23 protein-coding genes are annotated in these 25,182 nt (G+C 72.8%); 14 read left to right on the top strand and 9 right to left on the bottom strand.

Features of this window, described 5'->3' with window-relative positions; all coding sequences use genetic code 11:
* Positions 1–548: 548 nt before the first annotated feature.
* From ABD419_RS02005 to ABD419_RS01980, 6 genes are all read right to left on the bottom strand, one after another.
* Positions 549–1,112, bottom strand: coding sequence for an EF-hand domain-containing protein (locus ABD419_RS02005; protein ID WP_344481105.1), 564 nt, complete (start codon positions 1,110–1,112; stop codon positions 549–551).
* A gap of 145 nt (positions 1,113–1,257) precedes the next feature.
* Positions 1,258–1,998, bottom strand: coding sequence for an SDR family NAD(P)-dependent oxidoreductase (locus tag ABD419_RS02000; RefSeq protein ID WP_344481102.1), 741 nt, complete (start codon positions 1,996–1,998; stop codon positions 1,258–1,260).
* Positions 1,995–3,287, bottom strand: a complete 1,293-nt coding sequence (locus ABD419_RS01995; RefSeq protein ID WP_344481100.1) for an enolase C-terminal domain-like protein — start codon at positions 3,285–3,287, stop codon at positions 1,995–1,997. The genes ABD419_RS02000 and ABD419_RS01995 overlap by 4 nt, the downstream gene beginning before the upstream one ends.
* A gap of 31 nt (positions 3,288–3,318) precedes the next feature.
* Positions 3,319–4,149, bottom strand: a complete 831-nt coding sequence (locus ABD419_RS01990; RefSeq protein ID WP_344481099.1) for a fumarylacetoacetate hydrolase family protein — start codon at positions 4,147–4,149, stop codon at positions 3,319–3,321.
* Complete coding sequence (locus ABD419_RS01985) at positions 4,146–4,997, bottom strand: amidohydrolase family protein (protein WP_344481096.1); 852 nt, start codon at positions 4,995–4,997, stop codon at positions 4,146–4,148. Before ABD419_RS01985 ends, ABD419_RS01990 begins: the two co-directional genes overlap by 4 nt.
* Complete coding sequence (locus ABD419_RS01980) at positions 4,994–5,980, bottom strand: aldo/keto reductase (RefSeq protein ID WP_344481093.1); 987 nt, start codon at positions 5,978–5,980, stop codon at positions 4,994–4,996. Before ABD419_RS01980 ends, ABD419_RS01985 begins: the two co-directional genes overlap by 4 nt.
* Before the next feature lie 644 nt (positions 5,981–6,624).
* Between ABD419_RS01980 and ABD419_RS01975 the strand changes: the two genes are divergently transcribed.
* From ABD419_RS01975 to ABD419_RS01955, 5 genes are all read left to right on the top strand, one after another.
* A complete protein-coding gene (locus ABD419_RS01975; protein WP_344481090.1) occupies positions 6,625–7,497 on the top strand; it encodes a GntR family transcriptional regulator in 873 nt (290 codons plus the stop codon).
* A 510-nt stretch (positions 7,498–8,007) separates the two neighbouring features.
* Positions 8,008–8,721: a (Fe-S)-binding protein gene (locus ABD419_RS01970; protein ID WP_344481088.1), complete on the top strand. Its 714-nt coding sequence runs from the start codon at positions 8,008–8,010 to the stop codon at positions 8,719–8,721.
* Positions 8,718–10,172, top strand: coding sequence for a LutB/LldF family L-lactate oxidation iron-sulfur protein (locus ABD419_RS01965; protein ID WP_344481086.1), 1,455 nt, complete (start codon positions 8,718–8,720; stop codon positions 10,170–10,172). The genes ABD419_RS01970 and ABD419_RS01965 overlap by 4 nt, the downstream gene beginning before the upstream one ends.
* On the top strand, positions 10,169–10,327 hold the full coding sequence (locus ABD419_RS01960; RefSeq protein ID WP_344481084.1) for a hypothetical protein: 159 nt from the start codon (positions 10,169–10,171) through the stop codon (positions 10,325–10,327). Before ABD419_RS01965 ends, ABD419_RS01960 begins: the two co-directional genes overlap by 4 nt.
* Positions 10,324–10,914, top strand: a complete 591-nt coding sequence (locus ABD419_RS01955; protein ID WP_344481082.1) for a LutC/YkgG family protein — start codon at positions 10,324–10,326, stop codon at positions 10,912–10,914. The genes ABD419_RS01960 and ABD419_RS01955 overlap by 4 nt, the downstream gene beginning before the upstream one ends.
* A 396-nt stretch (positions 10,915–11,310) precedes the next feature.
* Here the strand turns inward: ABD419_RS01955 and ABD419_RS01950 are convergent, their stop codons facing one another.
* Positions 11,311–12,024: a glycosyltransferase family 2 protein gene (locus ABD419_RS01950; protein ID WP_344481080.1), complete on the bottom strand. Its 714-nt coding sequence runs from the start codon at positions 12,022–12,024 to the stop codon at positions 11,311–11,313.
* A 99-nt stretch (positions 12,025–12,123) separates the two neighbouring features.
* On the opposite strand from ABD419_RS01950, the gene ABD419_RS01945 reads away from it, so the two are divergent.
* The 5 genes from ABD419_RS01945 (at position 12,124) to ABD419_RS01925 (ending at position 18,153) form a co-directional block, all read left to right on the top strand.
* Positions 12,124–14,241, top strand: a complete 2,118-nt coding sequence (locus tag ABD419_RS01945; protein ID WP_344481077.1) for a hypothetical protein — start codon at positions 12,124–12,126, stop codon at positions 14,239–14,241.
* Positions 14,242–14,454: 213 nt separating this feature from the next.
* The gene (dcd, locus tag ABD419_RS01940) at positions 14,455–15,030 is read left to right on the top strand and encodes a dCTP deaminase (RefSeq protein WP_344481075.1); all 576 of its coding nucleotides are present in this window, start codon (positions 14,455–14,457) and stop codon (positions 15,028–15,030) included.
* A 105-nt stretch (positions 15,031–15,135) separates the two neighbouring features.
* A complete protein-coding gene (locus ABD419_RS01935; RefSeq protein ID WP_344481073.1) occupies positions 15,136–15,993 on the top strand; it encodes a mechanosensitive ion channel family protein in 858 nt (285 codons plus the stop codon).
* Between the two features lie 345 nt (positions 15,994–16,338).
* Positions 16,339–16,935, top strand: coding sequence for a TetR/AcrR family transcriptional regulator (locus ABD419_RS01930; protein WP_425555878.1), 597 nt, complete (start codon positions 16,339–16,341; stop codon positions 16,933–16,935).
* A gap of 312 nt (positions 16,936–17,247) precedes the next feature.
* Entirely contained in the window at positions 17,248–18,153 is a 906-nt protein-coding gene (locus tag ABD419_RS01925; RefSeq protein WP_344481071.1) for a hydroxymethylglutaryl-CoA lyase, read from the top strand.
* A gap of 458 nt (positions 18,154–18,611) precedes the next feature.
* On the opposite strand, the gene ABD419_RS01920 is transcribed toward ABD419_RS01925, so the two are convergent.
* A complete protein-coding gene (locus ABD419_RS01920; RefSeq protein WP_344481068.1) occupies positions 18,612–19,217 on the bottom strand; it encodes a hypothetical protein in 606 nt (201 codons plus the stop codon).
* A gap of 201 nt (positions 19,218–19,418) precedes the next feature.
* Here ABD419_RS01920 and ABD419_RS01915 point away from each other — a divergent pair, with 201 nt between their 5' ends.
* The 3 genes from ABD419_RS01915 to ABD419_RS01905 are packed head-to-tail and all read left to right on the top strand — an operon-like array spanning position 19,419 to position 22,967.
* Positions 19,419–22,232 carry an ATP-binding protein gene (locus ABD419_RS01915; protein WP_344481066.1) on the top strand — a complete coding sequence of 938 codons (2,814 nt, stop codon included), beginning with the start codon at positions 19,419–19,421 and terminating at the stop codon, positions 22,230–22,232.
* A 59-nt stretch (positions 22,233–22,291) separates the two neighbouring features.
* Positions 22,292–22,576, top strand: a complete 285-nt coding sequence (locus tag ABD419_RS01910) for a type II toxin-antitoxin system Phd/YefM family antitoxin (protein WP_344481064.1) — start codon at positions 22,292–22,294, stop codon at positions 22,574–22,576.
* Positions 22,563–22,967 carry a type II toxin-antitoxin system VapC family toxin gene (locus tag ABD419_RS01905; RefSeq protein ID WP_344481061.1) on the top strand — a complete coding sequence of 135 codons (405 nt, stop codon included), beginning with the start codon at positions 22,563–22,565 and terminating at the stop codon, positions 22,965–22,967. The genes ABD419_RS01910 and ABD419_RS01905 overlap by 14 nt, the downstream gene beginning before the upstream one ends.
* A 49-nt stretch (positions 22,968–23,016) precedes the next feature.
* On the opposite strand, the gene ABD419_RS01900 is transcribed toward ABD419_RS01905, so the two are convergent.
* Positions 23,017–24,387, bottom strand: a complete 1,371-nt coding sequence (locus ABD419_RS01900; RefSeq protein WP_344481058.1) for an MFS transporter — start codon at positions 24,385–24,387, stop codon at positions 23,017–23,019.
* 174 nt (positions 24,388–24,561) lie between these two features.
* Between ABD419_RS01900 and ABD419_RS01895 the strand changes: the two genes are divergently transcribed.
* Entirely contained in the window at positions 24,562–25,164 is a 603-nt protein-coding gene (locus ABD419_RS01895; RefSeq protein ID WP_344481056.1) for an NADPH-dependent FMN reductase, read from the top strand.
* Positions 25,165–25,182 lie beyond the last annotated feature (18 nt).

Raw genomic sequence — 25,182 nt, 5'->3', positions numbered from 1 at the left:
CGCGGTTCGCGTGGTCGGTGTTCCGGCCTGATCGGTCGTGGTGGCTGCTGCTGACGTGTGCCTCGTAAGGAGCACTGCCTGCGGTCGAGGTGATCCCTTCCCCAGGTCTGCCGCCCGATCACGACCCCTGATGGGGCCGTTGACTGCTGCGGGTCGCGATAGCACCGGAGGATGAGATCTGCGTTCCGGCCCGGTCGTGCTGGGCCCGCGTGCCTCGGAGAAAGTCTGGTTTGCCGGTCGGCCAGAGGCTTGGCTCAGTCTGCTTACACCGCTCGACACCCGTACGATTTCCCTGTCCTTGTGCGTACTCCAATTGTCTCTCGCACGGTCCTGGCTGTCATCACCCGCAAGTGGGCAATGCTTTCATGTTCGCCCGCGAGCCTCCTGCGCCCCAAGGTGTCAGGCCCGACCCGGCCCCACCGCCCACCTATCGTCGCCGCCCGCTCGAACCCCGACCCGGATGCGCCCGGCCCCGCAGGCCCACCGGTGCCAGCGCAGCAAAAAAGGCGAGGGATGACTCCCTCGCCCTGGCTGCTCGCGGCCGGCCGTCAGCGCTCGTAGACCGGCTCGCCCATCCACCAGTTGCCGGGGGCCTCGGGGTCGGTGCTCGACCAGTACTCCACGACCGCGCCGACGAACTCCTCCTCGGTGAGGGTGCCGTCGCCGTCGATGTCGAGGTGCTTGAAGGCCGTCGCGATGTCCTCGTCGCCGAGGTTCGGGAAGTGGGAGCGGGAGAACCGCTTGAACTCGTCGCGGTTGACGTCTCCCGAGCCGTCGGCGTCGGCGATCGAGTGGAAGGTCCGGGCGAGCTTGCCCACGGTCGCGTCGGCGGCGGCCGGGTCGCCGGCGAGCGTCCGCGTGGCGGCGACGAAGGTCGCCTTGTCGATGACGTCCTCGCCCTCGGGCAGGTGCGGGCGGTGCAGGCCGGTCCAGATGTCGACGTAGGCGGCGATGATCCAGCCCTCCTCGACGGAGCCGGGGGCGTGGCCGAGTTCGGCGGCGGCGCGCTGGCCGAGGACGACGTGGTCCTCCTCGCTGAGCAGTCCGTCGCCGTCGGCGTCCAGGTAGTCGAAGCCGTGCGCGATCTTCGCGGTGAGCATGTCCTCGGTCATATACGTCTCCATGGGTGTCGATGAGCGGTTCCCGTGCAGCATCGCAGTCCGAGGGCCCCCGATCGGGTATCACGCGCCGGAGACGCCGAAGGCGCCGATCCTTTTCGGATGATCGGCGCCTTCGGTGACGGCCGCTCTGCGGCGATCACGCCTTGACGATGCGCAGGCCCGACATGCCGCCGTCCACGGCGAGGCTGGTGCCGGTGAGGGCCTTGTTGGCCGGGTCGGCGAGGTAGACGATCGCGTTCGCGACCTCCTCGGCGGAGACGAGCCGGCCCGTGGGCTGGCGCGCCTCGAGGCGGGCGCGCTCGGCGGCCGGGTCGTCGGCCTGGTCGAGGAGGCGCTGGACCCACGGGGTGTCGGCGGTGCCGGGGTTGACGCAGTTGACGCGGATGCCCTCGGCCACATGGTCGGCGGCCATCGCCATGGTCAGCGACTGGACCGCGCCCTTGGAGGCCGAGTACAGGGCGCGCTTGACGAGCCCGGCGGTCGCGGCGATCGAGGAGGTGTTGACGATCGCCGGGGCGGCCGACTCGCGCAGGTGCGGGAGGCAGGCGCGGGCGAGGCGGACCATGCCGAGGAGGTTCACGTCGAGGACCCGGAACCACTGCTTGTCGGAGTTCTCCTCCACGGTGCCGACCGCGCCGATCCCGGCGTTGTTGACGAGGACGTCGACCCCGCCGAAGTGATCGACGACGGCGGCGACCGCGAGGCGGACCTGGTTGTCGTCGGCCACGTCGCACCGGGTGGACCAGTGCGTCTCGCTCGGGTTGAGGTCGAGGACCGCGACGTTCGCGCCCCGCCCGGCGAAGGCGTCGGCCGCGGCCGCGCCGATGCCGGAGGAGCCGCCGGAGACCACGACGGTGAGGCCTTCGAGACCGCTCATGCGTTGTCCCTCCATTCAGGACCATTGGGGTAGGCGAAGCGTTGCAGGCTCTCCCACTTCATCTCGGCGGAGAAGCCGGGGGCGCTCGGCGCCCGGTACCGGCCGTCCTCGATGACGGTGGGCTCGGTGAAGTGCTCGTGGAGGTGGTCGACGTACTCGATGACCCGGTCCTCCAGGGTCGCGCTGACCGAGGTGTAGTCGAACATCGAGAGGTGGCAGACCAGCTCGCACAGGCCGACCCCGCCCGCGTGGGGGCAGACCGGCACGTCGAAGTGCTTGGCGAGCAGGAGGATCGCGAGGTTCTCGTTGACCCCGGCGACGCGGGCGGCGTCCATCTGGAGGAAGTCGATCGCGCCGGCCTGGAGGAGCTGCTTGAACATGACCCGGTTGTGCACGTGCTCGCCGGTGGCGACCTTGATGGGCGCGAGGGCCTTGCGGATCGCGGCGTGGCCCAGGATGTCGTCGGGGCTCGTGGGCTCCTCGATCCACCACGGGTCGAACTCGGCGAGGGCCTTCGTCCACTCCACGGCCTGGTCGACGTCCCAGCGCTGGTTCGCGTCGACCGCGATGCGGATGTGCGGGCCGACGGCGGCGCGGGCCGCGGCGAAGCGGCGGCGGTCGTCCTCCAGGTCGGCGCCCACCTTGAGCTTGATCTGCCGGTAGCCCTGGGCGACGGCCTCGCGGGCGAGGCGCACGACCTTCTCGTCGTCGTAGCCGAGCCAGCCCGGGGAGGTCGTGTACGCGGGGTAGCCCTCGCGCTCGACCTCGGCGATCCGCTCGGCCTTGCCGTCCTCGGCGGCGCGCAGGATGCCAAGGGCCGCTTCGGGGGTGAGGGCGTCGCTGAGGTAGCGCCAGTCGACGCAGGCGACGACCTCCTCGGGCGTGAGGGAGGAGAGGTACTTCCACAGCGGGAGGCCGGCGCGGCGGGAGGCGAGGTCCCAGGCGGCGTTCACCAGGGCGGCCGCCGCGAGGTGCATGACCCCCTTCTCCGGTCCGAGCCAGCGGATCTGCGAGTCGTGGGTGAGGCGCTTGTACAGGTCGCCGAGATCGGCGGGGCCGTGCACGTCGATGCCGACCACGTACTCGCTGAGCGTCTCGATCGCGGCGCAGCACAGGTCGTTGCCGCGCCCGATCGTGAAGGTGAAGCCGTGGCCCTCGAACCCGTCGTCGGCGTGGAGGACCACGTAGGCGGCGGAGTAGTCGGGGTCGGGGTTCATCGCGTCGGAGCCGTCGAGGCTGCGCGAGGTGGGGAAGCGGACGTCGACGACGTCCACGGCCGTGATCGTCACCGGCGGCTCCCGGGAGCGGCGGCGCGGCGGGTCACGCCTGCACCGTGGGGTTCTTCGTGGCGCCCAGGCCCTCGATGCCGACCTCGACCGTGTCGCCGGCCCGCAGGTACGGGAACCGGCCGGAGAGGGCGACGCCCTCGGGGGTGCCGGTGAGGAGCAGGTCGCCGGCGTCGAAGGCCATGAACTGCGACATGTGGTGGATGATCGTCGCGACGGAGAAGATCATGTCCTTCGAGTTCGAGTCCTGGCGGGTCTCGCCGTTCACCTTGGACCACATGCGGAGCGACTGCACGTCGTCGATCTCGTCGGGGGTGACCAGCCACGGGCCGAGCGGGGTGAAGGTCGGGCAGGCCTTGCCCTTGGAGAACTGGCCTCCGGAGCGCTCGATCTGGAACTCGCGCTCGGAGAGGTCGTTGGCGACGACGAATCCGGCGATGGCGTCGAGTGCGGCCTCCTCGGACTCCAGATAGGACGCGGGCTTGGCGAAGACGACGCCGAGCTCCACCTCCCAGTCGGTCCGCTGCGAGCCGCGGGGGATCTGCACGTCGTCGTTCGGGCCCACGATCGTGTTGGGGTGCTTGTAGAACACGACCGGCTCGGCCGGGGGCTCGGCGCCGGACTCGGCGCAGTGCGCGGCGTAGTTCATGCCGATGCAGACGACCGCGTTCGGCTTGGCGATCGGCGGGGCGATGCGCTCGCCCGCGATGTCGATCTCGGGGAAGCCGGCCACGGTCTTGACGCCGCCGCGGGCGAGGAACTCGCCGTCGACGTCTCCGATCGGGCCGGAGAGGTCGTAGTACTTGCCCTCGTGGAGGGCCACGGGGGTCTCGTAGCCGGGCTGTCCGATGCGCAGGTACTTCATAGCTCTCCTAGCTGGTAGACCTTGGCGGCGGTGCCGCCGAAGACGTCGGGGTCGGGGCGGCCGAGGACCTCGGTGAGGGCGTCCTTGACGCGGGTGTAAGTGGCGGCCAGTTCGCAGACGGGCCAGTCGGAGCCGAACATGAGGCGGTCGGGGCCGAACAGTTCGAGGGCGGTCTGCACGAACGGGCGCAGGTCGGCCGGGGTCCAGCGCGCCCAGTCGGCCTCGGTGACCAGGCCCGAGAGCTTCGCGACCGCGTTGGGGCGCTTGGCGAGCGGGGCCACGGCCTCGCGCCAGGCGCGGAGCCCGGCCTGGCCGTCGCGGACCTGCGGCTTGCCGAGGTGGTCGAGCACGAAGGTGAGCTCGGGGACCGCGGCCGCGGCCTCGGCGGCGGCCGCGAGCTGGTCGACGCGGACCACGAGGTCGAAGGTGGGCACGTGCTGGCTCACCGTCTTCAGCGCCTGGATCACCTCGGGCCGGGCCAGGAACCCGGGCTCGGGGCGGGCCTGGACCTGGTCGCGCAGGCCCACGAGGTAGCGGGCGCGCGGATGGTTCTCGTAGCGGGCCAACGTGTTCACCAGACCGGGGTCGAGCAGGTCGGCGAAGCCGACGACGCCCGCGATCTCCTCCGTGGCGCCCGCGAGGTGCAGGAACTCGACGGTCTCGGAGGGGTGGCCCCACGCGGCCTCGACGAGGATGGTGCGGTCGACGCGGGCCGCCTTGAGGTTGGCGCGCAGGTCGGCGACGCCGTAGTCGCGCCGGATCGGCGCGAACTCCGGTCTGCTTGCGAGCCAGGGGTAGTCGGCGGTCCAGACGTGGTGGTGCGCATCGATGACGAGCGTAGCCGTCATGGGACGGGTGCCTCCTCGGCAAGGAGTCCGGCGCGCTTGAGGTCGTGCCACAGCTCGCCGGGGATCGGATGGGCGTACATCGCGAGGGCGTCGTCGACCTCAGAGGGGTTTCGGGCGCCGACGAGGATCGACGCGACGGCGGGGTGCGCGGCGGTGAACTGGAGCGCGGCGGCCCGCAACGGAGTCTCGTGGCGCTCGCAGATCGCGGCCACGGCCTGTGCCTTCGCGACCATGCGCGGCTCGGCGGCGGCGTAGTTGAAGGTCGCGCCCGGCTTCGGGTCGGCGAGGATGCCGGAGTTGAAGACCCCAGCGGCGATCACCGAGACCCCGCGGTCGAGGCACAGGGGGTAGAGCCGGTCGAGCGCGGACTGGTCGAGGAGGGTGTAGCGGCCCGCGATGAGCGCGGTGTCGAACTCGGCGCGCTCGATGAGGTCGGCGGCGTCGTCGGTCGAGTTCATGCCGATGCCGATCGCGCCGATCCTCCCTCCGGCCTTGAGTTCGGCGAGGGCGCGGTAGGTGCCTGCGAGGGCGGCGTCCTTGTGCTCGTCGGCGTCGTGGATGAGGCCGATCTCGACGCGCTCGGCGCCGAGGCGTTCGAGGCTGCCCAGGTAGGAGTCGTAGGCGGCGCGGTAGGAGAAGTCGAAGTCGGCGCGCTTGCCGTTCGGCTCGGCCCAGAGGTCCCACTGCCCCTCGTGGTCGACCAGGACGCGGCCGAGCTTGGTGGAGAGGGTGTACTCGGCGCGGTCCCTCGGGGCGAGCGCGTTGCCGAGGCGCAGCTCGGAGAGGCCGGCGCCGTAGTGGGGCGCGGTGTCGAAGTGGCGGACGCCGCCGTTCCACGCGGCGTCGACGGTGGCGGTGGCGACCGCCGGGTCGACGGGGGAGAACAGACCGCCGAGCGGGGCGCACCCGAGCCCGACGGCGGAGACGGCGACATCGGTGGAACCCAGCCGCCGAACCGGCAGCGCGGACTGGTGAGCGCTCACAGGGTCTCCAATGCGGGACATATGGGGGTGTTTCCACGGGTTGGTCCAGCACTCGAACGCCCGTCGCGACACTATCCTATAGGATATTCGGCATGACAGCGAGCGCCACCGGGGCCGGTACCCGAACTCCGGCCGAAGACCCCGCCACGCCGAGGCGACCGGCGGATGAACCGCGCGCTGCCGACCCGACCCCCGGGCCCGACGACGGCCGACCCGCGGCGGTGACGCGCGATGCGCAGGCCCGCAAGGTGATCGACCGCGATCGCGTCGAGCGTGCCCGCGACGGCCGTGCTCGCGACGACGCCGTTCCCCCGCCGACCGGCAGTCTGACCGGCAGCCCGATCGGCACCGCCGGCCGAACCGCCGACCAGGCCCCCGAGGCCCGCGCCGCGGACGGCTCTGGGAAGCGGGCGCCCGCGGAGGCGGCGGTCGGGTCTCGTGATGTGAAGCGGGCGTCCGATGGCCCCGGGAAGCGAGCGCCCGCGGAGACGGAGGTCGGGTCTCGTGATGTGAAGCGAGCGCCCGCGGAGGCGGCGATCGGGTCCCGCGACGTGAAGCGGGCGCCCGCCGAGACGGCCGACGCCGCCTCGCTCACGGCTCCCTCCTCATCGCCCACGGTTCCCTCCTCCCACTCCTCCTCCTCCTTGCTTTCAGCTTCCGCCGCTCCGCGCTCGGCACCTGGTGCGCTGCTCGCGGCTCCCGCCGCCGCGAAGCGGACGCTCGCCGATGACGCCTACGCCGAGTTGAAGGCCCGCATCATGCGCTCCGACCTCGCCCCCGGGGCGAAGCTGAGCATCGACGGCATGGCGAAGGAGCTGGCGTTCTCGCAGACGCCGATCCGGGAGGCGCTGGCGCGCTTGGAGTCCGAGGGCCTGCTGGCCCGGCGGCCGCTGAGCGGGTACACGGTCGAGCCGCTGCTCTCGGCCGCCGAGTTCGCCGACCTCTTCGACCTCCGCATGATGCTCGAACCGCTGGCGGCCCGCCGGGCGGCCGAACGCGCCCCGGCGGCGGACGCCGAGGGCCCCGGCGCGGCCGGAGGCTCCGACACCGCGTCTGGCTCCGACACCGCGTCCGGCCGAGGCGCGCTGCGGGACCGCGCGGGAGGCCCGGCCGGGGCCGACCCCGCCCCCGCCGCTGATGCGGCCGACCTGGCGCTCCTCCTCGAGTCGGCGCGCACTCCCGCGCCGGGGGCCGGGAAGCTCGCGTTCACCGAGGCGGACAAGCGGTTCCACGACTCGGTGGCCGCGCTGAGCGGGAGCGTCCAGATCGCCAAGGCGATCCGGCGTCTCGACGCGCACCTCCACCTCCACCGCGCGTACATCGCGCCCGAGTCGATCGGCGAGACCGAGGCCGAGCATCTCGCGGTCGCGGAGGCTATCATTGCCCAGCAACCGCTTGCCGCCGAAGCGGCGATGCGCCGCCACCTCGAACGATCCCGGGTGCGGCACGCCGCCGCATTCACCGCCGCAGACGCCGCCAACGCGCCGAGACTCAAGCGCGCCAGAGCGAACCGCTGACGACAACGGCCACACGGCTGAGCTCCTGCCCGGCCACCGGCGTCCGGCCCCGCTCGGACCGGCCGCCCGCGCGGCCCGACCACCGGCCGCCGACCGAACACCACGTCGGACCGCACCCAGCGGCCCGACAGCGGCTACCCGGCCGCCACGCGCGACCACCGGTCACCCGGCCGAAACCCAGCGGCCCGGCGGCCGCCTGAACCGACGCCCAGCTGTCGGCTGCGACCACCGGCCGCCGACCGAACACCACGTCGGACCGCATCCAGCGGCCCGACAGCGGCCACCCGGCCGCCACGCGCGACCACCGGTCGCCCGGCCGCACTCGGCCGCAACCCAGCGGCCCAGCCACCGGTGCCCGCCACCAACCACCTTCGGCGGCCGGCCCCGCTGGAACCGGTCGCCCGACCCGACGGCCGTGCCGTCGACCTGCACGAACCGAACCGCCGACGACGCGCCGGCCCGGGACGAGAGACCCCGGACAGGCCCCGAACGAGAAGAGGTGACCGCGCGATGAAGCGCGTAGCGCTGTTCATCACCTGCGTCAACGACGCCCTCTTCCCCGAGACGCCCAAAGCGGTCGTCACGGTCCTGGAGCGGCTCGGCTACGAGGTCGACTTCCCCGCCGCGCAGACCTGCTGCGGCCAGATGCACGCCAACTCCGGCTACAAGCGGGACGCCGCCAAGCTCGCCCGCGCCTTCGACCGGGTCTTCGGCGGCTACGACGCGATCGTCACCCCCTCCGGCTCCTGCGCCGCCATGGCCCGCGACCAGTACCCGCACCTCACCGGCTCCGACATCGGGCGGCGCGTGCACGAACTCTCCGAGTTCCTCATCGACGTCGCCGGCGTCGAGGACGTCGGTGCGCGCTTCCCCCACACCGTCACCTACCACCCGACCTGCCACGGCACCCGCGCACTCGGCCTGGGCGACAAGCCGCTCCGCCTCCTGCGCGCCGTCGACGGCATCGACCTCGTCGACCTGCCCGCCGCCGACCAGTGCTGCGGCTTCGGCGGCACCTTCGCCCTCAAGAACGCCGAGGTCTCCTCCGCGATGCTCGCCGACAAGTGCGCGAACGCCGCCGCGACCTCCGCCGAGTACCTCGCCGCCGCCGACAACTCGTGCCTCACCCACATCGGCGGCGGCATCAGCCGCCTGGACCGCACCGGCGGCCCCGCCGCCCCGCGGCCCATCCACTACGCCGAGATCCTGGCGAGCACCGCATGAGCGCCGACCGCGTCACGGGCTCCGCCGGGGGCGCCCCCGCCATCGTGCCGGCCGCCTCCCTCATCCCGGCCGACCAGCCGTTCCCCAAGGCCGCCAAGGTCGCCCTCGGGATGCCGCAGCTGCGCAAGAACCTCGCCCACGCCACCGGCACCATCCGGGCCAAGCGCGCCAAGGTCGCCGGGGAGCTCGACGACTGGGAGCGGCTGCGCGACACCGCGGCCGCCGTCAAGGCGAACGTGCAGCGCCGCCTCCCCGAACTCGCCGTCCGGTTCGAGGAGCGCGCCACCGCCGCCGGAGCCGTCGTCCACTGGGCGCGGGACGCCAAGGAGGCCAACGAGATCGCCGCCCGCCTCGTGCGGGAGGCCGGTGCGGAGGAGGTCGTCAAGGTCAAGTCCATGGCGACCCAGGAGATCGAGCTCAACGAGCACTTCGAGGCCGAGGGTCTCAAGGCCTTCGAGACCGACCTCGCCGAGCTCATCGTGCAGCTCGCCGAGGACAAGCCCAGTCACATCCTCGTCCCCGCGATCCACTACAACCGCAGCGAGATCCGCGACATCTTCGACCAGCGCATGGGCGACGCGCCCGCCGGCCTGACCGACGACCCGGCCGCGCTGGCCGAGGCCGCGCGGCTGCACCTGCGGCGCCGGTTCCTGTCGGCGAAGGTCGCGGTGTCGGGGGCGAACTTCGCCGTGGCGGAGACGGGCTCGCTGGTCGTGGTGGAGTCGGAGGGCAACGGCCGCATGTGCCTGACGATGCCCGAGACGCTCATCAGCGTCGTCGGGATCGAGAAGCTGCTCCCGGACTTCGCCGACCTCGAGGTCTTCATGCAGCTGCTGCCGCGCTCCTCGACCGGGGAGCGGATGAACCCGTACACCTCGGTGTGGACCGGGGTGCGCGACGGCGACGGGCCGAAGCACGTGCACGTCATCCTGCTCGACAACGGCCGCACCACGGTGCTCGCCGACGAGGTCGGGCGGCAGGCGCTGTCGTGCATCCGGTGCTCGGCGTGCCTGAACGTCTGCCCGGTGTACGAGCGGACCGGCGGCCACGCGTACGGGCACGTCTACCCGGGTCCGATCGGCGCGATCCTCGCGCCGCAGCTCGAGCCCGGCCGCCACGACGACCTGCCGTACGCCTCCAGCCTGTGCGGGGCCTGCTACGAGGTCTGCCCGGTCAAGATCAACATCCCCGAAGTGCTCGTCCACCTGCGCCAGCAGGGCCCGCACGACGCGGGCGAACGGGCGGCGATGGGCGCGGCCGAGGCCGTGATGGCCCGCCCGCGGCTGTGGCGGACGGCGCTGCGGGCGGCGCGCTTCGGGTCGATGCCGTGGCGGCGCAAGGGGTTCGTGCGGCGACTGCCGTTCCCGGGTTCGAAGTGGACTATGAGCCGGGACTTGCCGGTCCCGCCGCAGGAGTCGTTCCGCGACTGGTGGAAGGAGCGCGGGCGATGAGCACCCGTGACGAGCGAGGACGGGCGCTGAGCGCCCGCGACGGCCGGCGGCGGGCGATGCGCGCCCGCGATCACCGAGTGTGGACGGCGAGCGCCCGCGCAAGCCGGGCATGGACGCTGCGCATCCCCGCCGACACCGCGGAGCGCGACCGATGAGCGCCCGCGACGAGATCCTGGCGCGGATGCGCACCGCGCTCGCGGACGCCTCGCCCGCGCCCGACGTGCCCCGCGAGTACCGGCGGGCCCTGGACGCCGGGACCGACATCGTCGAGATGCTCATCGACCGCCTCGTCGACTACAAGGCGAACGTGCACCACGGCGCGGCCGCGATCGGCGACGCCCTCGCGGGCGCCCGCCGCGTCGCGGTCCCGGCCGACCTCCCGGCCGAGTGGCGCCTCGGCGGCGCCGAGTTCGTGGAGGACCGGGGGCTGCGCACCGAGGAGCTCGACGGCGTCGACGCTGTGCTCACCGGCTGCGCTGCGGCCGTTGCCGTCTCGGGCACGATCATGCTGGACGCCGGGGCGGCGCAGGGCCGCCGCGCGCTCACGCTGGTCCCCGACCACCACGTGGTGGTGGTGCGTCGCGACCAGATCGTGGGCCACCTCGCCGAGGCGCTGCCGCGCCTGGACCCGCGGGCGCCGCAGACCTGGATCTCCGGGCCCTCGGCGACCAGCGACATCGAGCTCCAACGCGTCGAGGGCGTCCACGGCCCCCGCCGCCTCGACGTGGTGATCCTGGACTGACAGCGACTGGACTGCTCGCCCCTGGATCGAAGGTGGCTGGACTGCTCGTGCTCGGCCTGATCCGGCTTGGACTGATCGTGCTCGGTCCGAACGCGCCCGGCGTGATCGCGCTTGGACTGAATGCGCCCGGCGTGATCCCGCGGACCGAACGCGCGCCGCCCGCAGGGCGGGTGGGTGGGCTAGTAGTAGTTCCATCCCCAGCCCCCACCCGCCCAGGGGAGATATAAGGTCCCACCCTCCCGCCCGGGTCCGACAAAAACGGCCCCCGAAGGGGCCGTTGTCACCCGATCGGGTCAAGCCCGCGGGAGGCGGGAGTGCCCGTCGCCGCGAATCAACCCTGCGGGAAGCGGGTTCGCCCGCAGGCCTGCGGCGGGCGGGTGAGGCCCACGCCGCGGCTCAGGCCCGCGGGAGGCGGGTGCGTCCGCCGCGGCGGACGCGTTCGCGGCCGAGGAGCCAGAGCGCCTGAACGCCGTCCGTCCAGGTGATCTTCTTGCCCTCTTCGCGGCTGCGCGCCGTGTACGAGATCGGGACCTCGTAAGGCCGGATGCCGCGCTTGAGGAGCTTCGCCGTCAGCTCGGCCTCCATCCCGAACCCGCCGGAGCGGATGTTCAGGTCGAGGTAGAGCTGGCGCGGCAGGAGCTTGTAGCAGGTCTCCAGGTCCGAGATGTACGAGTTGAAAAGAATGTTGGCGGCGAGCGTGATCCCCTTGTTGCCCATGACGTACCAGAACGAGTACGCCGAGTGCGAGCCGAAGGACCGCGAGCCGTAGACGACCGACGCCCTGCCCTCCAGCACCGGCGTGAGGAGCCGGGGGAGGTCGGCGGCGTCGTACTCGCCGTCGGCGTCGAACACCACGATGTTGTCGCCGGTCGCGGCCTTGGCCGCGGTGCGGATGGCCGCGCCCTTGCCCTTGTTGCGGTCGTGGCGGATCAACCTGATCCGCGAATTGTCCTCAAAGGACTGCAAGACCTCCCAGGAGCGGTCCCGCGAGCCGTCGTCGACCACGACGATCTCGGTCTCCCCGGGGAAGTCCACCGCGAGCAGCTCTTTCAGGGTCCCAGCTGCGAGGCGTTCCTCATTGAATACCGGGACGAGTACTGACAACAGCATCTTGCTGCTCCATCCCCGCGCGTTCGAACACGATTGCATAACCATAACGCGAGCCCGCCGCGCCGCCGTCCGCCGGACCGGGTCGTGTTGAATGGAGCGGTGCTGCCCGTCCTGTGGCTCCTGGCCCTGCTCCCAGCCCTCGCCTACGCGCTGCGGCCCCGCGACGGGGCGGTCCTCGCCCCCGCCCGCCTGGCGATCGTCCGGTCATCGCTCCTGTTGGGCGCCTTCGCGATAGCAGTCGTGGAGGCCGCCTCCGCGTTCGAGGCGCTCACCACCGGGACGATCCTCGCCGCCTGGATCGGCGCCACCGTCGCCGTCGCCGCCGCGGTCGTCGTCAGGTGCGTCAAGGACGTCGACCCCGAGGGCGTGCGCGGCCAGTCCCTCGACGTGCTCCGCGAAGAACTGCGCTCCCGCCGCGGCGCCACCCGCCGCACCTGGCGCCGCACCAAGAGCGCCGCCGCCGCGGCCCCCGCGTGGCAGTGGGCCGTCGGATGCGTCATCGCGATCCTCGCCATCAGCGCCGCCGTCCTCGCGATCGCCTCCTCCCCCAACAACTTCGACTCCCAGACGTACCACCTGCCGCGCATCGAGCACTGGGTCCGGAACGCCTCCGTCGCCGTCTACGCCACCGAGATCCACCGCCAGGTCGACCTCGGCCCCGGCGCCGAATACCTCCTCACCCACCTCCGCCTCCTCTCCGGCGGCGACGGCGCCTACAACCTCCTCCAATACCTCGCCGGCATCGGCGCGATCCTCGCCGCCTCCCGCATCACCGCGCAGCTCGGCGGCGGCCCCCTCGCCCAGCTCGCCACCGTCTTCGTCCTCGCCACCACCCCCGAGATCCTGCTCCAGGCCACCTCCACCCAGGTCGACCTCGTCGCCGCCGCCTGGGTCGCCGCCCTCGCCACCGTCGTCCTCGACGAGTTCACACGACCGGGTGACGCCCACGGCGCCGCACTCCGCGCCGCCGCCCCCGGCACCGACGCGCTCTACCTCGGCCTCGCCCTGGGCCTCATCGCCGTCACCAAGACCACCGGCCTCCTCGCCGCCGCGCCGCTCCTCCTCATCTGGGGCATCGGCCGCCTCGCGCGCGACCGCCACCGCCGCCGCCCCTGCCTGTGCGGCCGCAGCCCCGCCCGCTGCTCGCGCGCCGACGCCTCCCGCGCCTGGGCCTCCCGCGGCAAGACCGTCCTCGCCTCGCTCGCCGTCATCGCGCTCATGCTCGTCATCGCCGGGCCCTTCCTCGCCCGCATGCAGGACGCCTTCGGCAGCCCCCTCGGCCCGCCCGTGCTGCGCGACTCCATCGGCGTCCAGACAGCCGACCCGCGCCTGCTGCTCGTCAACGCGCTCCGCATCGCCCACACCAACCTCGACACGCCGCTGTTCTTCCTCTCCGACGCCACCGCCGCCGCGATCAACGGCCTCGCCGGCCTCCTCGGCGTCGACCCCAACGACCCCCGGATCACCTTCGGCTCCAGCGAGTTCCCCGTCCCCGCCTGGTACCCCGACGAGGACCGCGCCGCGTTCCCCCTCACCGGGCTCGCCTCGCTCGCAGGACTCGTGTGGTTCGCCGTCAAGGGCCCGCGGCTGCGCCGCGCCTACGCCGGGGCGCTCGCGTTCGCCTTCATCGCCGTCGCCTGCACCGTCTCGTGGCAGCCCTGGGTGAACCGGCTCGTCGTCTTCCTCGTCGTCCTCGGCGCACCCGCCGCCGGACTCCTCGCCGCCGCCCTCGTCAAGGGCATCGCCCGCTCCGCCGGCGACAAGCGCCGCCGCCGCGCCGCCGTCGCCGTCATCTCCGTGTTCGCGGTCCTCGCCGCCGTCGCCGGCCTCCTCACCGTCGCGTACGGCTACCCGCGGCGCCTCACCGGCGCCTGGTCGGTCTTTAGCCTCACCGACATGGAGGAGCGGTTCGTGCGCCGCCTCGAATGGCTCCCGCAGTACGAGGCCGCCGCCGACGCGGTCGCCGCCGCCGGCCCGCAGACCGTCGGGCTCGTCCAGGGGAACGACTCCTGGGAGTACCCCTGGTGGATCCTCCTGCCCGACGCCGAGATCGTCGCCCTCGACTCCGTCGTCCCCGGCCACCCGGGCGCCGACCCGGAGACGGTCGACGCGATCGTCTGCGCCGAAGACCTCGACCAGTGCGCCGACCTCGTCCCCGATGGCTGGGAGTACGTCGACCTCGGCACCGTCGCCTACGCGCTGCCGCCCGGAGCGTGAACCCCGGCCGGGCGTGCACCGCGGCATGAACCCCGGTCGGGCGTGCACCGCGGCGTGCCCCCGGTCAGGCGCCCGCCGCAGCCGGCCTGAACCTCGGTCGCGAGCGAGCCACGGCCGCGTGCGGGCCTCGGACGAACGCGCACCACGGTCACGCGCGCCATCGCCCGGCGGGCCCTCCTCCTCCCACGGAGAGGACCCCGTTAACCTGGGCGCATGCTGCTTAGCGATCGCGACATCCTCGATGCCGTCAAGTCGGGCCGCCTCGGCATCGACCCGTTCGACGAGGAGCTCGTGCAGCCCTCCAGCATCGACGTGCGCCTCGACCGCCGCTTCCGGGTCTTCAACAACCAGAAGTACACGCACATCGACCCCGCCAAGCAGCAGGACGACCTCACCTCCGCCGTCGAGGTCGCCGACGACGAGCCCTTCGTGCTCCACCCCAGCGAGTTCGTCCTCGCCTCCACGCTCGAAGTCGTCTCCCTCCCCGCCGACCTCGCCGCGCGCCTCGAAGGCAAGTCCAGCCTCGGCCGCCTCGGCCTGCTCACCCACTCCACCGCCGGGTTCATCGACCCCGGGTTCTCCGGGCACGTCACCCTCGAACTCTCCAACGTCGCGAACCTGCCCATCACGCTCTGGCCCGGCATGAAGATCGGCCAGCTGTGCCTCTTCGGGCTCTCCAGCCCCGCCGAGAAGCCCTACGGCCAGGGCGCGAACTTCTCCCGCTACCAGGACCAGCGCGGCCCCACCCCGTCCAAGTCGTGGATGCACTGGCGCACCTGGCCCACGTAGGCCGCGAGGCTCGACCCGCCCGGGCCGCGGGTGCAATACACCTGCTAGCGCCGCCAATCGAGCGAATCACCTGAATATGGGTGCTATCGGGCTTACGGTCGGTGTATGAACTTCACGCAGAGCTTCCAGAACATGATGGACAGCGTCATCGCGTTTCTGCCGCGGGCGCTGGCATTCCTCGCAATCCTCGTCGTCGGCTGGTTCATCTCGAAATGGATCGGGCGCCTGGTCGGGAAACTGCTCAACCGGGTGGGCCTCGACCGGGTCGGCGAGCGCTCCGGCCTGCGGCGCTTCACCGGCAAGTTCGAGCTGAGCGACCTGCTCGGCAAGGTCGTCTACTACATGCTGCTGCTGTTCACGCTCCAGCTCGCGTTCGGGGCGTTCGGCAACAACCCCGTGTCGACCCTGCTCAACCAGATCGTCGGCTGGCTGCCGCTGCTGTTCGTCGCGCTCGTCATCGTCGTGGTCGCCTTCGCGGTCGCCAACGCGGTGTTCAAGATCGTCGACGGCACCCTCGAGAACACGAGCTACGGGCGGACCGTGGCGCGGATCTGCCAGGTCGCCATCGTCTTCTTCGGCGCCGTCGCCGCCTTCGGGCAGGTCGGCATCGCCACCACGGTCACCACGCCGATCATGTGGACGGTCCTCGCGATCATCGCCGGCGTCACCATCGTCGGCGTCGGCGGCGGACTCGTCGCGCCGATGCGCGAGCGCTGGGAGCGGATGCTCGCCAGCGCCGAGACCGAGGCCGGGCGCATGAAGGACGACATGCAGGACTCGCGCACGCACGACGCGACCGCCTCCATGTCGCAGACGTACACCTCGGAGCGGTACGGCGCCGAGGTGAACACGCAGGTCCAGCAGCCCATGCCGCCGACCGGCGCGCCCGCGGCCGGCACGCCCGCCATGGGCGAGCCCGGCGCGGCGGGCGACGGGGGCCGCACGGACCCGAACGACCGCTGACGTCCACGTCGGGAGTCCATGTGTCCGGTCTCCCGAACCGAGGCCAACGCTGCTCGACCGCACGACGCCGGCCGCATCCCGTGCACGGGGGATGCGGCCGGTTCGCGTTCCGGGGCGGGGCCGGGGGACGGCGGGCCGCCGTCCGGGACGCAGCGGCCGCTTCGTGGTTCGAGGCGGCGCACGGCCCGGGGCGGGGCCGGTCGGTGCCAGCCGCTCAGCGGCCGTGAACAGGCGTTCGGGGCCTGCGGCGGTTCGCGGTCCCGTCAGGTGAGGGGCCGGTCCCGTCATGTGAAAGTGGGCTTTTGCTCCCTGCTCGCGGCAGTACGCCCGAGTAACCTCATCTGGGTGGAGAAACTAACGGCAGACGGACGGGGCGGGTCCAAGCGCCGCCGCGAGATCCTCGACGTGGCGGTCAGGCTGCTGGCGAAGCACGGGTACCACGGGGTGTCCATGGACGACATCGGCGCGGCCGCCTCCATCACCGGCCCGGCGCTGTACCACCACTTCAAGGGCGGCAAGGAGCAGATGCTCGCCGACGCCCTCATCCCCGTCTCCGAGCGCCTCCTCGCGGGCGGCCGCCACTGGGCGTCGCTCCACTCCGACGACCCGCAGGCCGCGCTCGAGGCGCTCGTCGACTTCCACCTCGAGGTCGTCATCGACTCGCCCGAGATCGTCATCCTCCACCTCCACGAGCTCGACCGCCTCCCCGAGGAGCCCCGGCGCGAGGTGCGCAAGCTCCAGCGCGTCTACGTGGAGGAGTGGGTCGGCGTGCTCTGCCGGCTGCGCGACGGCCTCAAGCCCGAGCAGGCCCGGGTGCTCGCGCACGGCGCGTTCGGCCTCATGAACTCCACGCCGTACCTCTCCCTCGGCCAGGAGGTCTCCGCCGACGAGACCGCGGCCCTCCTCCGCGCCGCCGCCCTCCGGGCCCTCGACCCGGGCTGACGGCGCACTGCGTCTGCTCCCGTTCCGGGGCCGACCGTGCTTTCGTCACCCGTGGGGGTGACATCGGGGCCGCCGGGGCCCGTTCTTGTCGGACCCGGGCGGGAGGATCGCACCGTATTCTTCCCCTGGGCGGGTGGGGGCTGGGGATGGTAGTACTACGAGCCCGCCCACCCGCCCTGCGGGCGGCGCGCGTTCTTGCGCCCGTGGCGCTGCTCGGTCCGCCCCTTCACGGCGCGATGCGGAGCGTCCCGGCATTCGGGAGCGCGGGATAGCATGGGCGGGTCAGCGGTCCAACGACGGACGGAGTCGGCGATGCACCAGCCCGATCGGGTCTCGCTCAGGGAGGTCGCCCCGCGCGACGGGCTCCAGAACGAGCCGCCGGTACCCGCCGCCGACAAGATCCGGCTCATCGACGCGCTCTCGCGCACCGGGCTCTCCCGCATCGAGGCGGTCAGCTTCGTCCACCCCAAGGCCGTGCCGCAGATGGCCGACGCCGCCGAGGTGTGGGCGGCCGTCGAGAAGCACGCGGGCATCCGCTACTCCGCGCTCGCGCCCAACCGGCGCGGCGTCGAGCGCGCCCTCGACGCCGGGTTCACCGCGGTCGAGGTCGTCGTCTCCGCCTCCGAGACCCACAACCGGGCCAACATCGGCCGCGGCGTCGACGAGTCGCTCGCCGAACTCCCCGACATCTGCGCGCTCGCGAAGGAGCACCTCGCGTCGGTCGAGGTCATCATCGCCACCAGCTTCGGGTGCCCCTTCGAGGGCGACATCGACCCGCGCCAGGTCGCCCGCATCGTCGAGGCGGCCGAGGCCGCCGGCGCCGGGCGGGTCGCGTTCGGCGACACCACCGGCATGGGCACGCCGCGGCGCGTCACCGACCTCCTCGACGCCGTCAGCACGGGCCTCCCGATGCTCATGCACTTCCACGACACCCGCGGTACCGCCCTCGCGAACCTCCTCACCGCGCTCGACCGCGGGGTCACCGAGTTCGACGCCAGCGTCGGCGGCATCGGCGGCTGCCCCTTCGCCCCCGGCGCCTCCGGCAACGTCGCCACCGAGGAAGTGGTGCACATGCTCCACGACATGGGCGTCGACACCGGTGTCGACCTCGACGCCCTCATCGGCGTCGCCGAACTCGCCCAAGAGGTCGTCGGTCGACCCCTCGAATCCGGCGTCCTCCGCGCCGGACCCAGGACCAGGTTGACACCCCGACCCTGAAGCAGACCTGAAGGCGCCTGAAGCCCGCTTCAGCGGAGGGGAGCGCGGCCGCCGCGCCGGACAGGTCCCTCGCGTTCAGCGGAGGGGAGCGCGGCCGCCGCGCCGGACAGGCCCCTCGCGCCGCCGCGCACCGGTCGCCGCCCGCAGCGGACATCCGCCGCGCGCCCGCACACCCCGACCCGCTCCGCCCGGGGCGGAGACCCGCCGGACGCGACCCGACGCCCAAGCCGACGCCGACGCCGACGCCGACGCCGACGCCCGAGCGGCTCACGCCCAGGACACGGCGAAGGCCCCGGGGTCTCGAACCTCCCCGGGGCCTTCCTCCGGACACCGCCACAGGACGGCCGGTGCCCGCGTGCCGGGTAAAACCTCCGAATACCCGGACGACCTCATCGTGACATCCGAACCTCAAAGCCAACACGCTTCTCGGACGAACCTCACGTCACAGTTCGCTAACACTAGGTGTCGCTCGGCACATGCTCGGCGAACTTCCACGCCGCCAGCACCGCCACGACGACCAGCAGGCCGAACACGCCCCGCCACCCGTACAGCGGCAGCGCGAACAGCGCCGCCGCCCCCGCCGCGATGCCCGTCAGCAGGGACGCCGCCGACAGGGCCACCGAAGCCGAGCCGTCGCCGACCTCCGCCGCCGCCAGCACCCGGCCCGACACCGCGACCACCGTGCCGGCGGCCGCGCCCAGCAGGCCCGCCGCCGCCACCGCGAACACGAAGCCCGGCGCGAGCGCCACCGCCAGCGCCGACAGGGCGAGGACGCCGGCGCCGATCGCGCCGACGCCGCGCGCCCGCCCCAGCGGGCCGGTCCGCGGCACCGTGCTCACCACCGCCGTGAATCCGATCGCGAACGCCCCCAGGGTCCACAGCCGGGTCCCGGCCGGGGCCGAGAGGCCGGCGGCGACGTCGCCCGCGAGGAACGCCGTCACCGCCGCCGCCGCGAACGCCGCGGCCTGCGCGTACGCCGCCCACAGCGCCGTCGTCCAGCGCCGGGGTGCGGGGCGGCGCCCGGCGGTGGCCTCGGCGCCCTGGGTCTCCAACGATGCGGTCATGCCGACGACGCTATGCGCGCCGGAGCCCGTGCGCCCCAGTCGGACGACCGGTCTCGGCGACCGGTCGCCGACCCCGGTCACGACCGCGGTTCCACCAGGTCAGGCCGAGCGCCGCCCACCCCAGTCGAATGACAGATGCGGCCCGGCCCCGCGCGCGGATAGGGTTGGGGCGTCCCCGGTCGTCCTGAGGATGGAGTCGCCGTGTCGCCTGCTTCCGGCCCCGCCCCGCAGTTCCTGCGCGAGACCCCGGACGCCGCCGTCCCGGTCTACGGCGAATCGCCCGCCCCCGCCCTCCGCGCCGTCCTGTACGGGCGCGACCGCGAGCTCGACTCGATCCAGGCGCTGCTCGACGGCGCCCGCGTCGGCCACGGCGGCGCGCTCGTCGTCCGCGGCGAGCCGGGCATCGGCAAGTCCGCGATCGTCGACGCCGTCATCCCGCGCGCCGAGGGCTTCACCGTCCTGCGCACCCTCGGCGTCGAGGCCGAGCACACGTGGTCGTACGCGGGCCTCCAGATGCTGCTGCACCCGCTGCTGCACCGCCTCGACCGGCTGCCCGCCGCCCAGGCCGACGCCCTGCGCACCGCGCTCGGCATGGCCGACGGCACCGGGCGCGCCCACTCGCTCCAGGTCGGGCTCGCGCTGCTGAACCTGCTCGTGGACGCGTCCGCGAAGCAGCCCGTGTACGTCGTCATCGACGACGCCCACTGGCTCGACCGCGACTCCACCAACGCGCTCCTGTTCGCCGCCCGCCGCCTCTCGACCGAGTCGATCGGGATGGTCCTGGTCGTGCGCGACGGCTTCGCGCCCGACTTCCCCGCGCCCGGCATCCCCGAGCTCACGCTGGGGCCGCTTGACCTCGACGCGTCGCAGTCCATCTTGGACATGCGCGCCGACGAGATCCCGTTCACCAGCCGCGACTGGATCCTGCGCATGGCCGAGGGGAACCCGCTGGCGCTGCTGGAGCTGCCGGCCGCCGACAACGAGGAGTCGCTGCTGCTCGCCGACACCTCCAACAGCCGCTACTCCACGACCTCCCGCATCAAGCAGGCGTTCACCGAGCGCATCATCGCCCTCCCCGAGTCGACCCGCACGATCATGCTGCTGGCCGCCGCCGAGGAGACCGGCGAGACCGCCGTCATCGCCGAGGCCGCGGCCCGCATGGGCTCCAGCCTCGCCGACCTCGAACCGGCCGAAGTGGACGATCTGCTGCGGTACCACCGGGGCCGCATCGAGTTCGTGCACCCGCTGATCCGCTCCACCGCCTACCACTCCGCGCCGCGCGCCCGCCGCATCGAGGCCCACCGGGCCCTGTCCGAGGCGTTCGGCGACGACGACATCCGCGCCGCCCGCCACCTCGCCGCCGCCACCACCGGCCTCGACGAGAAGGCCGCCGCCGCCCTGGAGGCCATCGCCTCCTACGAGGCCGAGCGCGGCGGCTGCGTCGCCGAGATGGCCGCCCTCGAACGCGCCGCCAGCTTCACCCCCGACCCCTGCCGCCGCGGCCGCCGCCTCGTCGAGGCCGCCCAGTGCGCCTACGCCGCGGGCATGACCGGGAAGGCCGTCGAACTCGCCGAGGCCGCCGAGCGGCTCACCGACGACCACGTGCTCCTCGCCCGCACCGCGCTCATCCGCGCGACCGTCCTCTCCTGGGCCGGGCACTCCAAGGGGTTCGACGTGTGGATGGAGTCGGCCGAGCACTACGCGGCCACCGGCCACGAGAACACCGGCTACCCCCTGCTCCGCGGCGTCTGGAACGCCTGGGAGACAGGCGACTTCGCGAAGGTCAAGTACGCCTCCGGCCTCGCCTCCAAGTACGGCGGCTCCAACAACGCGTGGGTGCGCCGCCTCGCCCGCGCCGCCGCCGGCCTCAACCGCCGGCCCGGCGACACCGCCGGGGAGGCGGTCGACGCGCTGCGCTCCCTCTACGACTACTACCAGCCGCTCCACGAGGACTTCCAGGCGTTCGACCAGGTCCTGGCCGCGCGCTGGCGGTTCCTCGCCGGCGACGTGCCGGCCGCGTACCAGGCCGCGAGCGAGCAGGTGCGGTGGTGCCGCGAGCGCGGGGCGATGAGCCCGCTCGTGCAGGCGCTGCTGGTGCAGGCCCAGACCCAGTTCCACTATGGACGGTACGCGGACGCGCAGGCGTCCGCCACGAGCGCCATCGAGCTCGCCCACGAGCAGAACGACCGCCGGGCCCTCATGCAGGGCCGCATCTGGGTGCTGCTGCCGATCGCGGCGATCCGCGGCGAGGAGCGGCGCTGCCGCGAGCTCGTGGCCGCCGCGATCCAGGACGCCCCCGAGGACTCCGTGATCCCCGCCGACACCGCGCTCGGCCTGCTCGAACTGGGGCTCGGCCGCTACGAGGCCGCGTTCGACCGGCTGCTGCGCATCGCCGAGGGCGTCACCCCCATGGAGGTGCTCACGCAGGTCCCCACCCTCGTGGAGGCCGCGTTCCGCGCCGGGCGCCTCGCCGAGGTCAAGGAGGCGTTCGACTGGTTCGCCGACTGGGCCGACGCCACCGGCCGCTCCTACTGGGAGGCCCTGGTCGAGCGCTGCCGGGCCCTCATGGCGACCGAGGCCGAGGCCGGCACCCACTTCGCGCGGGCCGTGGAGCTCCACCGCGCCGACGACATCGACCCGTTCGAGCGGGCCCGCACCGAGCTCGTCTACGGCGAGTGGCTGCGCCGGGTGCGCCGCATCAACGAGGCCCGCGCCCACCTGCGCGAGGCCACCGAGGTCTTCGAGCGCCTCGGCGCGGTCCCCTGGACCCAGCGCGCCCAGGGCGAACTGCGCGCCGCCGGCGACTCCACGGCCGTGCAGGCCAAGCCCGACCTCGCCGAACTGCTCACTCCCCAAGAGCTGCAAGTGGTCCGCCTCGCCGCCGACGGCCTCACCAACCGCCAGATCGGCGAGCAGCTGTTCGTCAGCCCGCGCACGGTGGGCTACCACCTCTACAACGCCTACCCGAAGCTCGGCGTCTCCTCCCGGACGGAGCTGGCCAAGCTCGACCTGTAGGCGCGCCGACCGCTCGGAGATACGTAGCGAGACGTGACACATCCGGCTACAATTGCGGTATGGAGACGATCACGCAGCGCGAGTTCCGAAACAACTCCGCCGCGATCATGGACGCCGTCGAGCGTGGCGCCAGCTACGTGATCACACGCAGCGGCGTGAAGATCGCGGACGTCACGCCGCACAAGGAGCGACGGAACGTCACCTCGGAGGAGCTGCTGGAGGTGTGCCGGAAGCTGCCCCGAGTCGACTACGCGAAGATGCGCCAGGACATCGAGGAGGTGTTCGGGGACGACAGGCTCAGCGAGGACGACGATCCTTGGAAGCGGGCCCGTGGCCGGAACTGAACCCCGTGGAGTCCTCGACACCTGCGCCTTCATCGACTTCGAGTTCCTCGATCCGAAGGCGCTTCCTGCCAACGTCGACGTGACCGCGGTGACACTGGCGGAGCTGCATCAAGGCATCGCCTACGCCCAGGACGCAAGGGAACGTGCGACCAGATACGAACGGCTCAACGCAGCCGTCAACCGGTTCGACCCGCTGCCGTTCACTGATGAAGCCGCTCATCGGTATGGGACCCTCGTCGCTCTGACGATCGCGCACGGCCGATCGCCGAAACCACGCAAAATGGATCTGATGATCGGTGCGATCGCGTCGATACACGAACTGCCGCTGTACACGAGGAACGCAGACGACTTCAAAGGGCTGGACTCGGTCCTGCGGGTCGTGGAGCTCTGATCGGACCGCCGCGCCCTCCATCGGGCGGGCCCGGCGGTCCGGCCGCGTCTCACACGGCGGCCGGGGTCCGCCAGGGGCGGGTCGTCGCCTGGAGGGCCGTCCCCGCGAGGAGGATGAGGGCGATCGTCCACGCGGCCAGGCGGTAGCCGTCGGCGGAGGTCGCGCCCAGGCCCCACGCGAGCGCGGCCACCACCGGGCCGAGGGAGGCGCCGATCGTGCGGGTCGTCGCCATGAACGCGCCCGCCGTGCCCGCCTGCTCCGGCGGGGCCGACGACAGCAGGTACGCGTTCATCGGGATGCTGAACAGCCCCATCGCCGCACCCGCCACCCCGATGCGCACCCCCAGGTCCACCAGGCTCGTCGAGCCGTCCACGAACAGCAGCGGCACCGTCGCGGCCACCGTCAGCACCGCGCCCGCGAACGACACCCGGCCCGCGCCGAACCGGTCCGAGAGCCAGCCCGCCAGCGGCGTCGTCGCCGCCACGCCGCCGATGAACGCCAGCATCACCGTCGACACCAGCTCCGGGCGCACCCGGTGCACGTCGGTGAGCAGGAACGGCAGCGCGAAGTTCAGCAGCCCCGTCACCGTCGACAGCAGCGTCAGGCTCAGCAGCGCCCCCGCCAGCAGCGGCGACCGCAGCAGCGCCACCGTCGGCGCCGACGACGGCTGGCGCACCCACGCCGCCGCCAGGGCCACGCTCGCCCCCAGCGCGCCCAGCGCGATCCACGGCGAGGAGTCCACGTACTCGAACGCCAGCAGGAACGCCGCGATCGCGCCGCCCGAGGCCGCCACGTCCACCACCAGCGCCCGGTCCGGCCGCGGCAGCCCGGTCCCGTTGGAGGGCACCGTGACCGCCAAGGCCGCCAGCGCGACCGCCGACAGCACCGCGAACACCCAGAACAGGCCCTGCCAGCCGAACGCGCCCACCACGAACCCGCCCGCGCCCACCGTGCCCATGCCGCCGACGGTCATCGTCAGCGCGATGAGCGACACCGCCCGCCCCCGCCGCTCCGGCGACGACGACGTCACGATGATCCGGCCCGTCATCCCGAACAGCAGCCCGCCGAGCAGGCCCCCGACCGCGCGCGCCGCCAGGAGCGTGCCGAACGTCGGCGCGAGCGCCGCCGCGACCGACCCGACCGCCAAGGCGCCCATGGAGAACACCGCGACCGCGCGCAGGTCGGCGCGGTCGGCGAGGCGGCCCGCCGCGATCGCGACCGCGCCCATCGGCAGGGCGTAGGCGAGGAGCACCCACGCCGTGGCGGCCTCGGACACGGCGAACTCGGTGCGGATCAGCGGCAGCGCCACCGCGATGCTGGACATGCCCGCCGCCACGACGAGCTGCGCGAAGCCGACGGCGGCGATCGCCGCCCAGTCGGTCCTGGTCGCGGCCTCCGGGGCCGCAGTATCGGTAGTCATGGCGGCCACGCTACGGACGGGTCGACTTGCGGCGCATCTGTAATACGACCGGTCGGCCCGCCCGCCATCGGTCGCCCGCGGTTCCAGTCGGGCGCCAGTCGGCCGACAGATGTCGTGCCCGTCGGTCCGTCCGTAGCTTCGGTGCCGAACGGCAACGACAGCGAAGGAACCATCATGAGCGACAAGCTGAACCTGGGCGTCATCATCGGGTCGACCCGCGAGGGCCGCTGGGCCCCCGCCCCCGCGAACTGGATCGCCGGCGTCGCCGGCGAGCACGGCGGCTTCGACGTCGACCTCATCGACCTGCTCGAGGCGGACCTGCCCCAGCACCTCGCCGAGCACGACATGTGGTCGACCCCGAGCGACCGGTCCGAACCCGTCTCCGCGCTCGCCGAGCGCCTCGACCGCGCCGACGCGTTCGTCGTCGTCTCCGGCGAGTACAACATGTCGATCCCCGCGTCGCTCAAGCACGCGATCGACTTCTACATGAACGAGTGGGCCGCCAAGCCCGTCGCACTCGTCACGTACGGCGGCAAGCTCTCCGGGGGCCAGAACGCCGCCCAGCACCTGCGCCAGATCTTCCCCGAGCTGCGCACCCTCACCATCCGCAACTCGATCTCCTTCCCCCGCTTCTACCAGCACTTCGACGAGCGCGGCGAGTTCACCAAGTTCGACGAGAGCGAACCGGCCGCCAAGACCCTCCTCGACGAGCTGCACTGGTGGGGCCGGGCCCTGGCGAACGCGCGCGCCGCGACCCCCATGCCGAGCCCGTACTAGGGCGCCGCGGGCGGCGGT

Origin of the sequence: Glycomyces endophyticus (assembly GCF_039531525.1) — a bacterium.
In the GTDB taxonomy this organism is placed as follows: domain Bacteria; phylum Actinomycetota; class Actinomycetes; order Mycobacteriales; family Micromonosporaceae; genus Glycomyces; species Glycomyces endophyticus.
The sequence above is the reverse complement of the archived record's forward strand: the minus strand, read 5'-3'. Positions and strand labels throughout refer to the sequence as shown.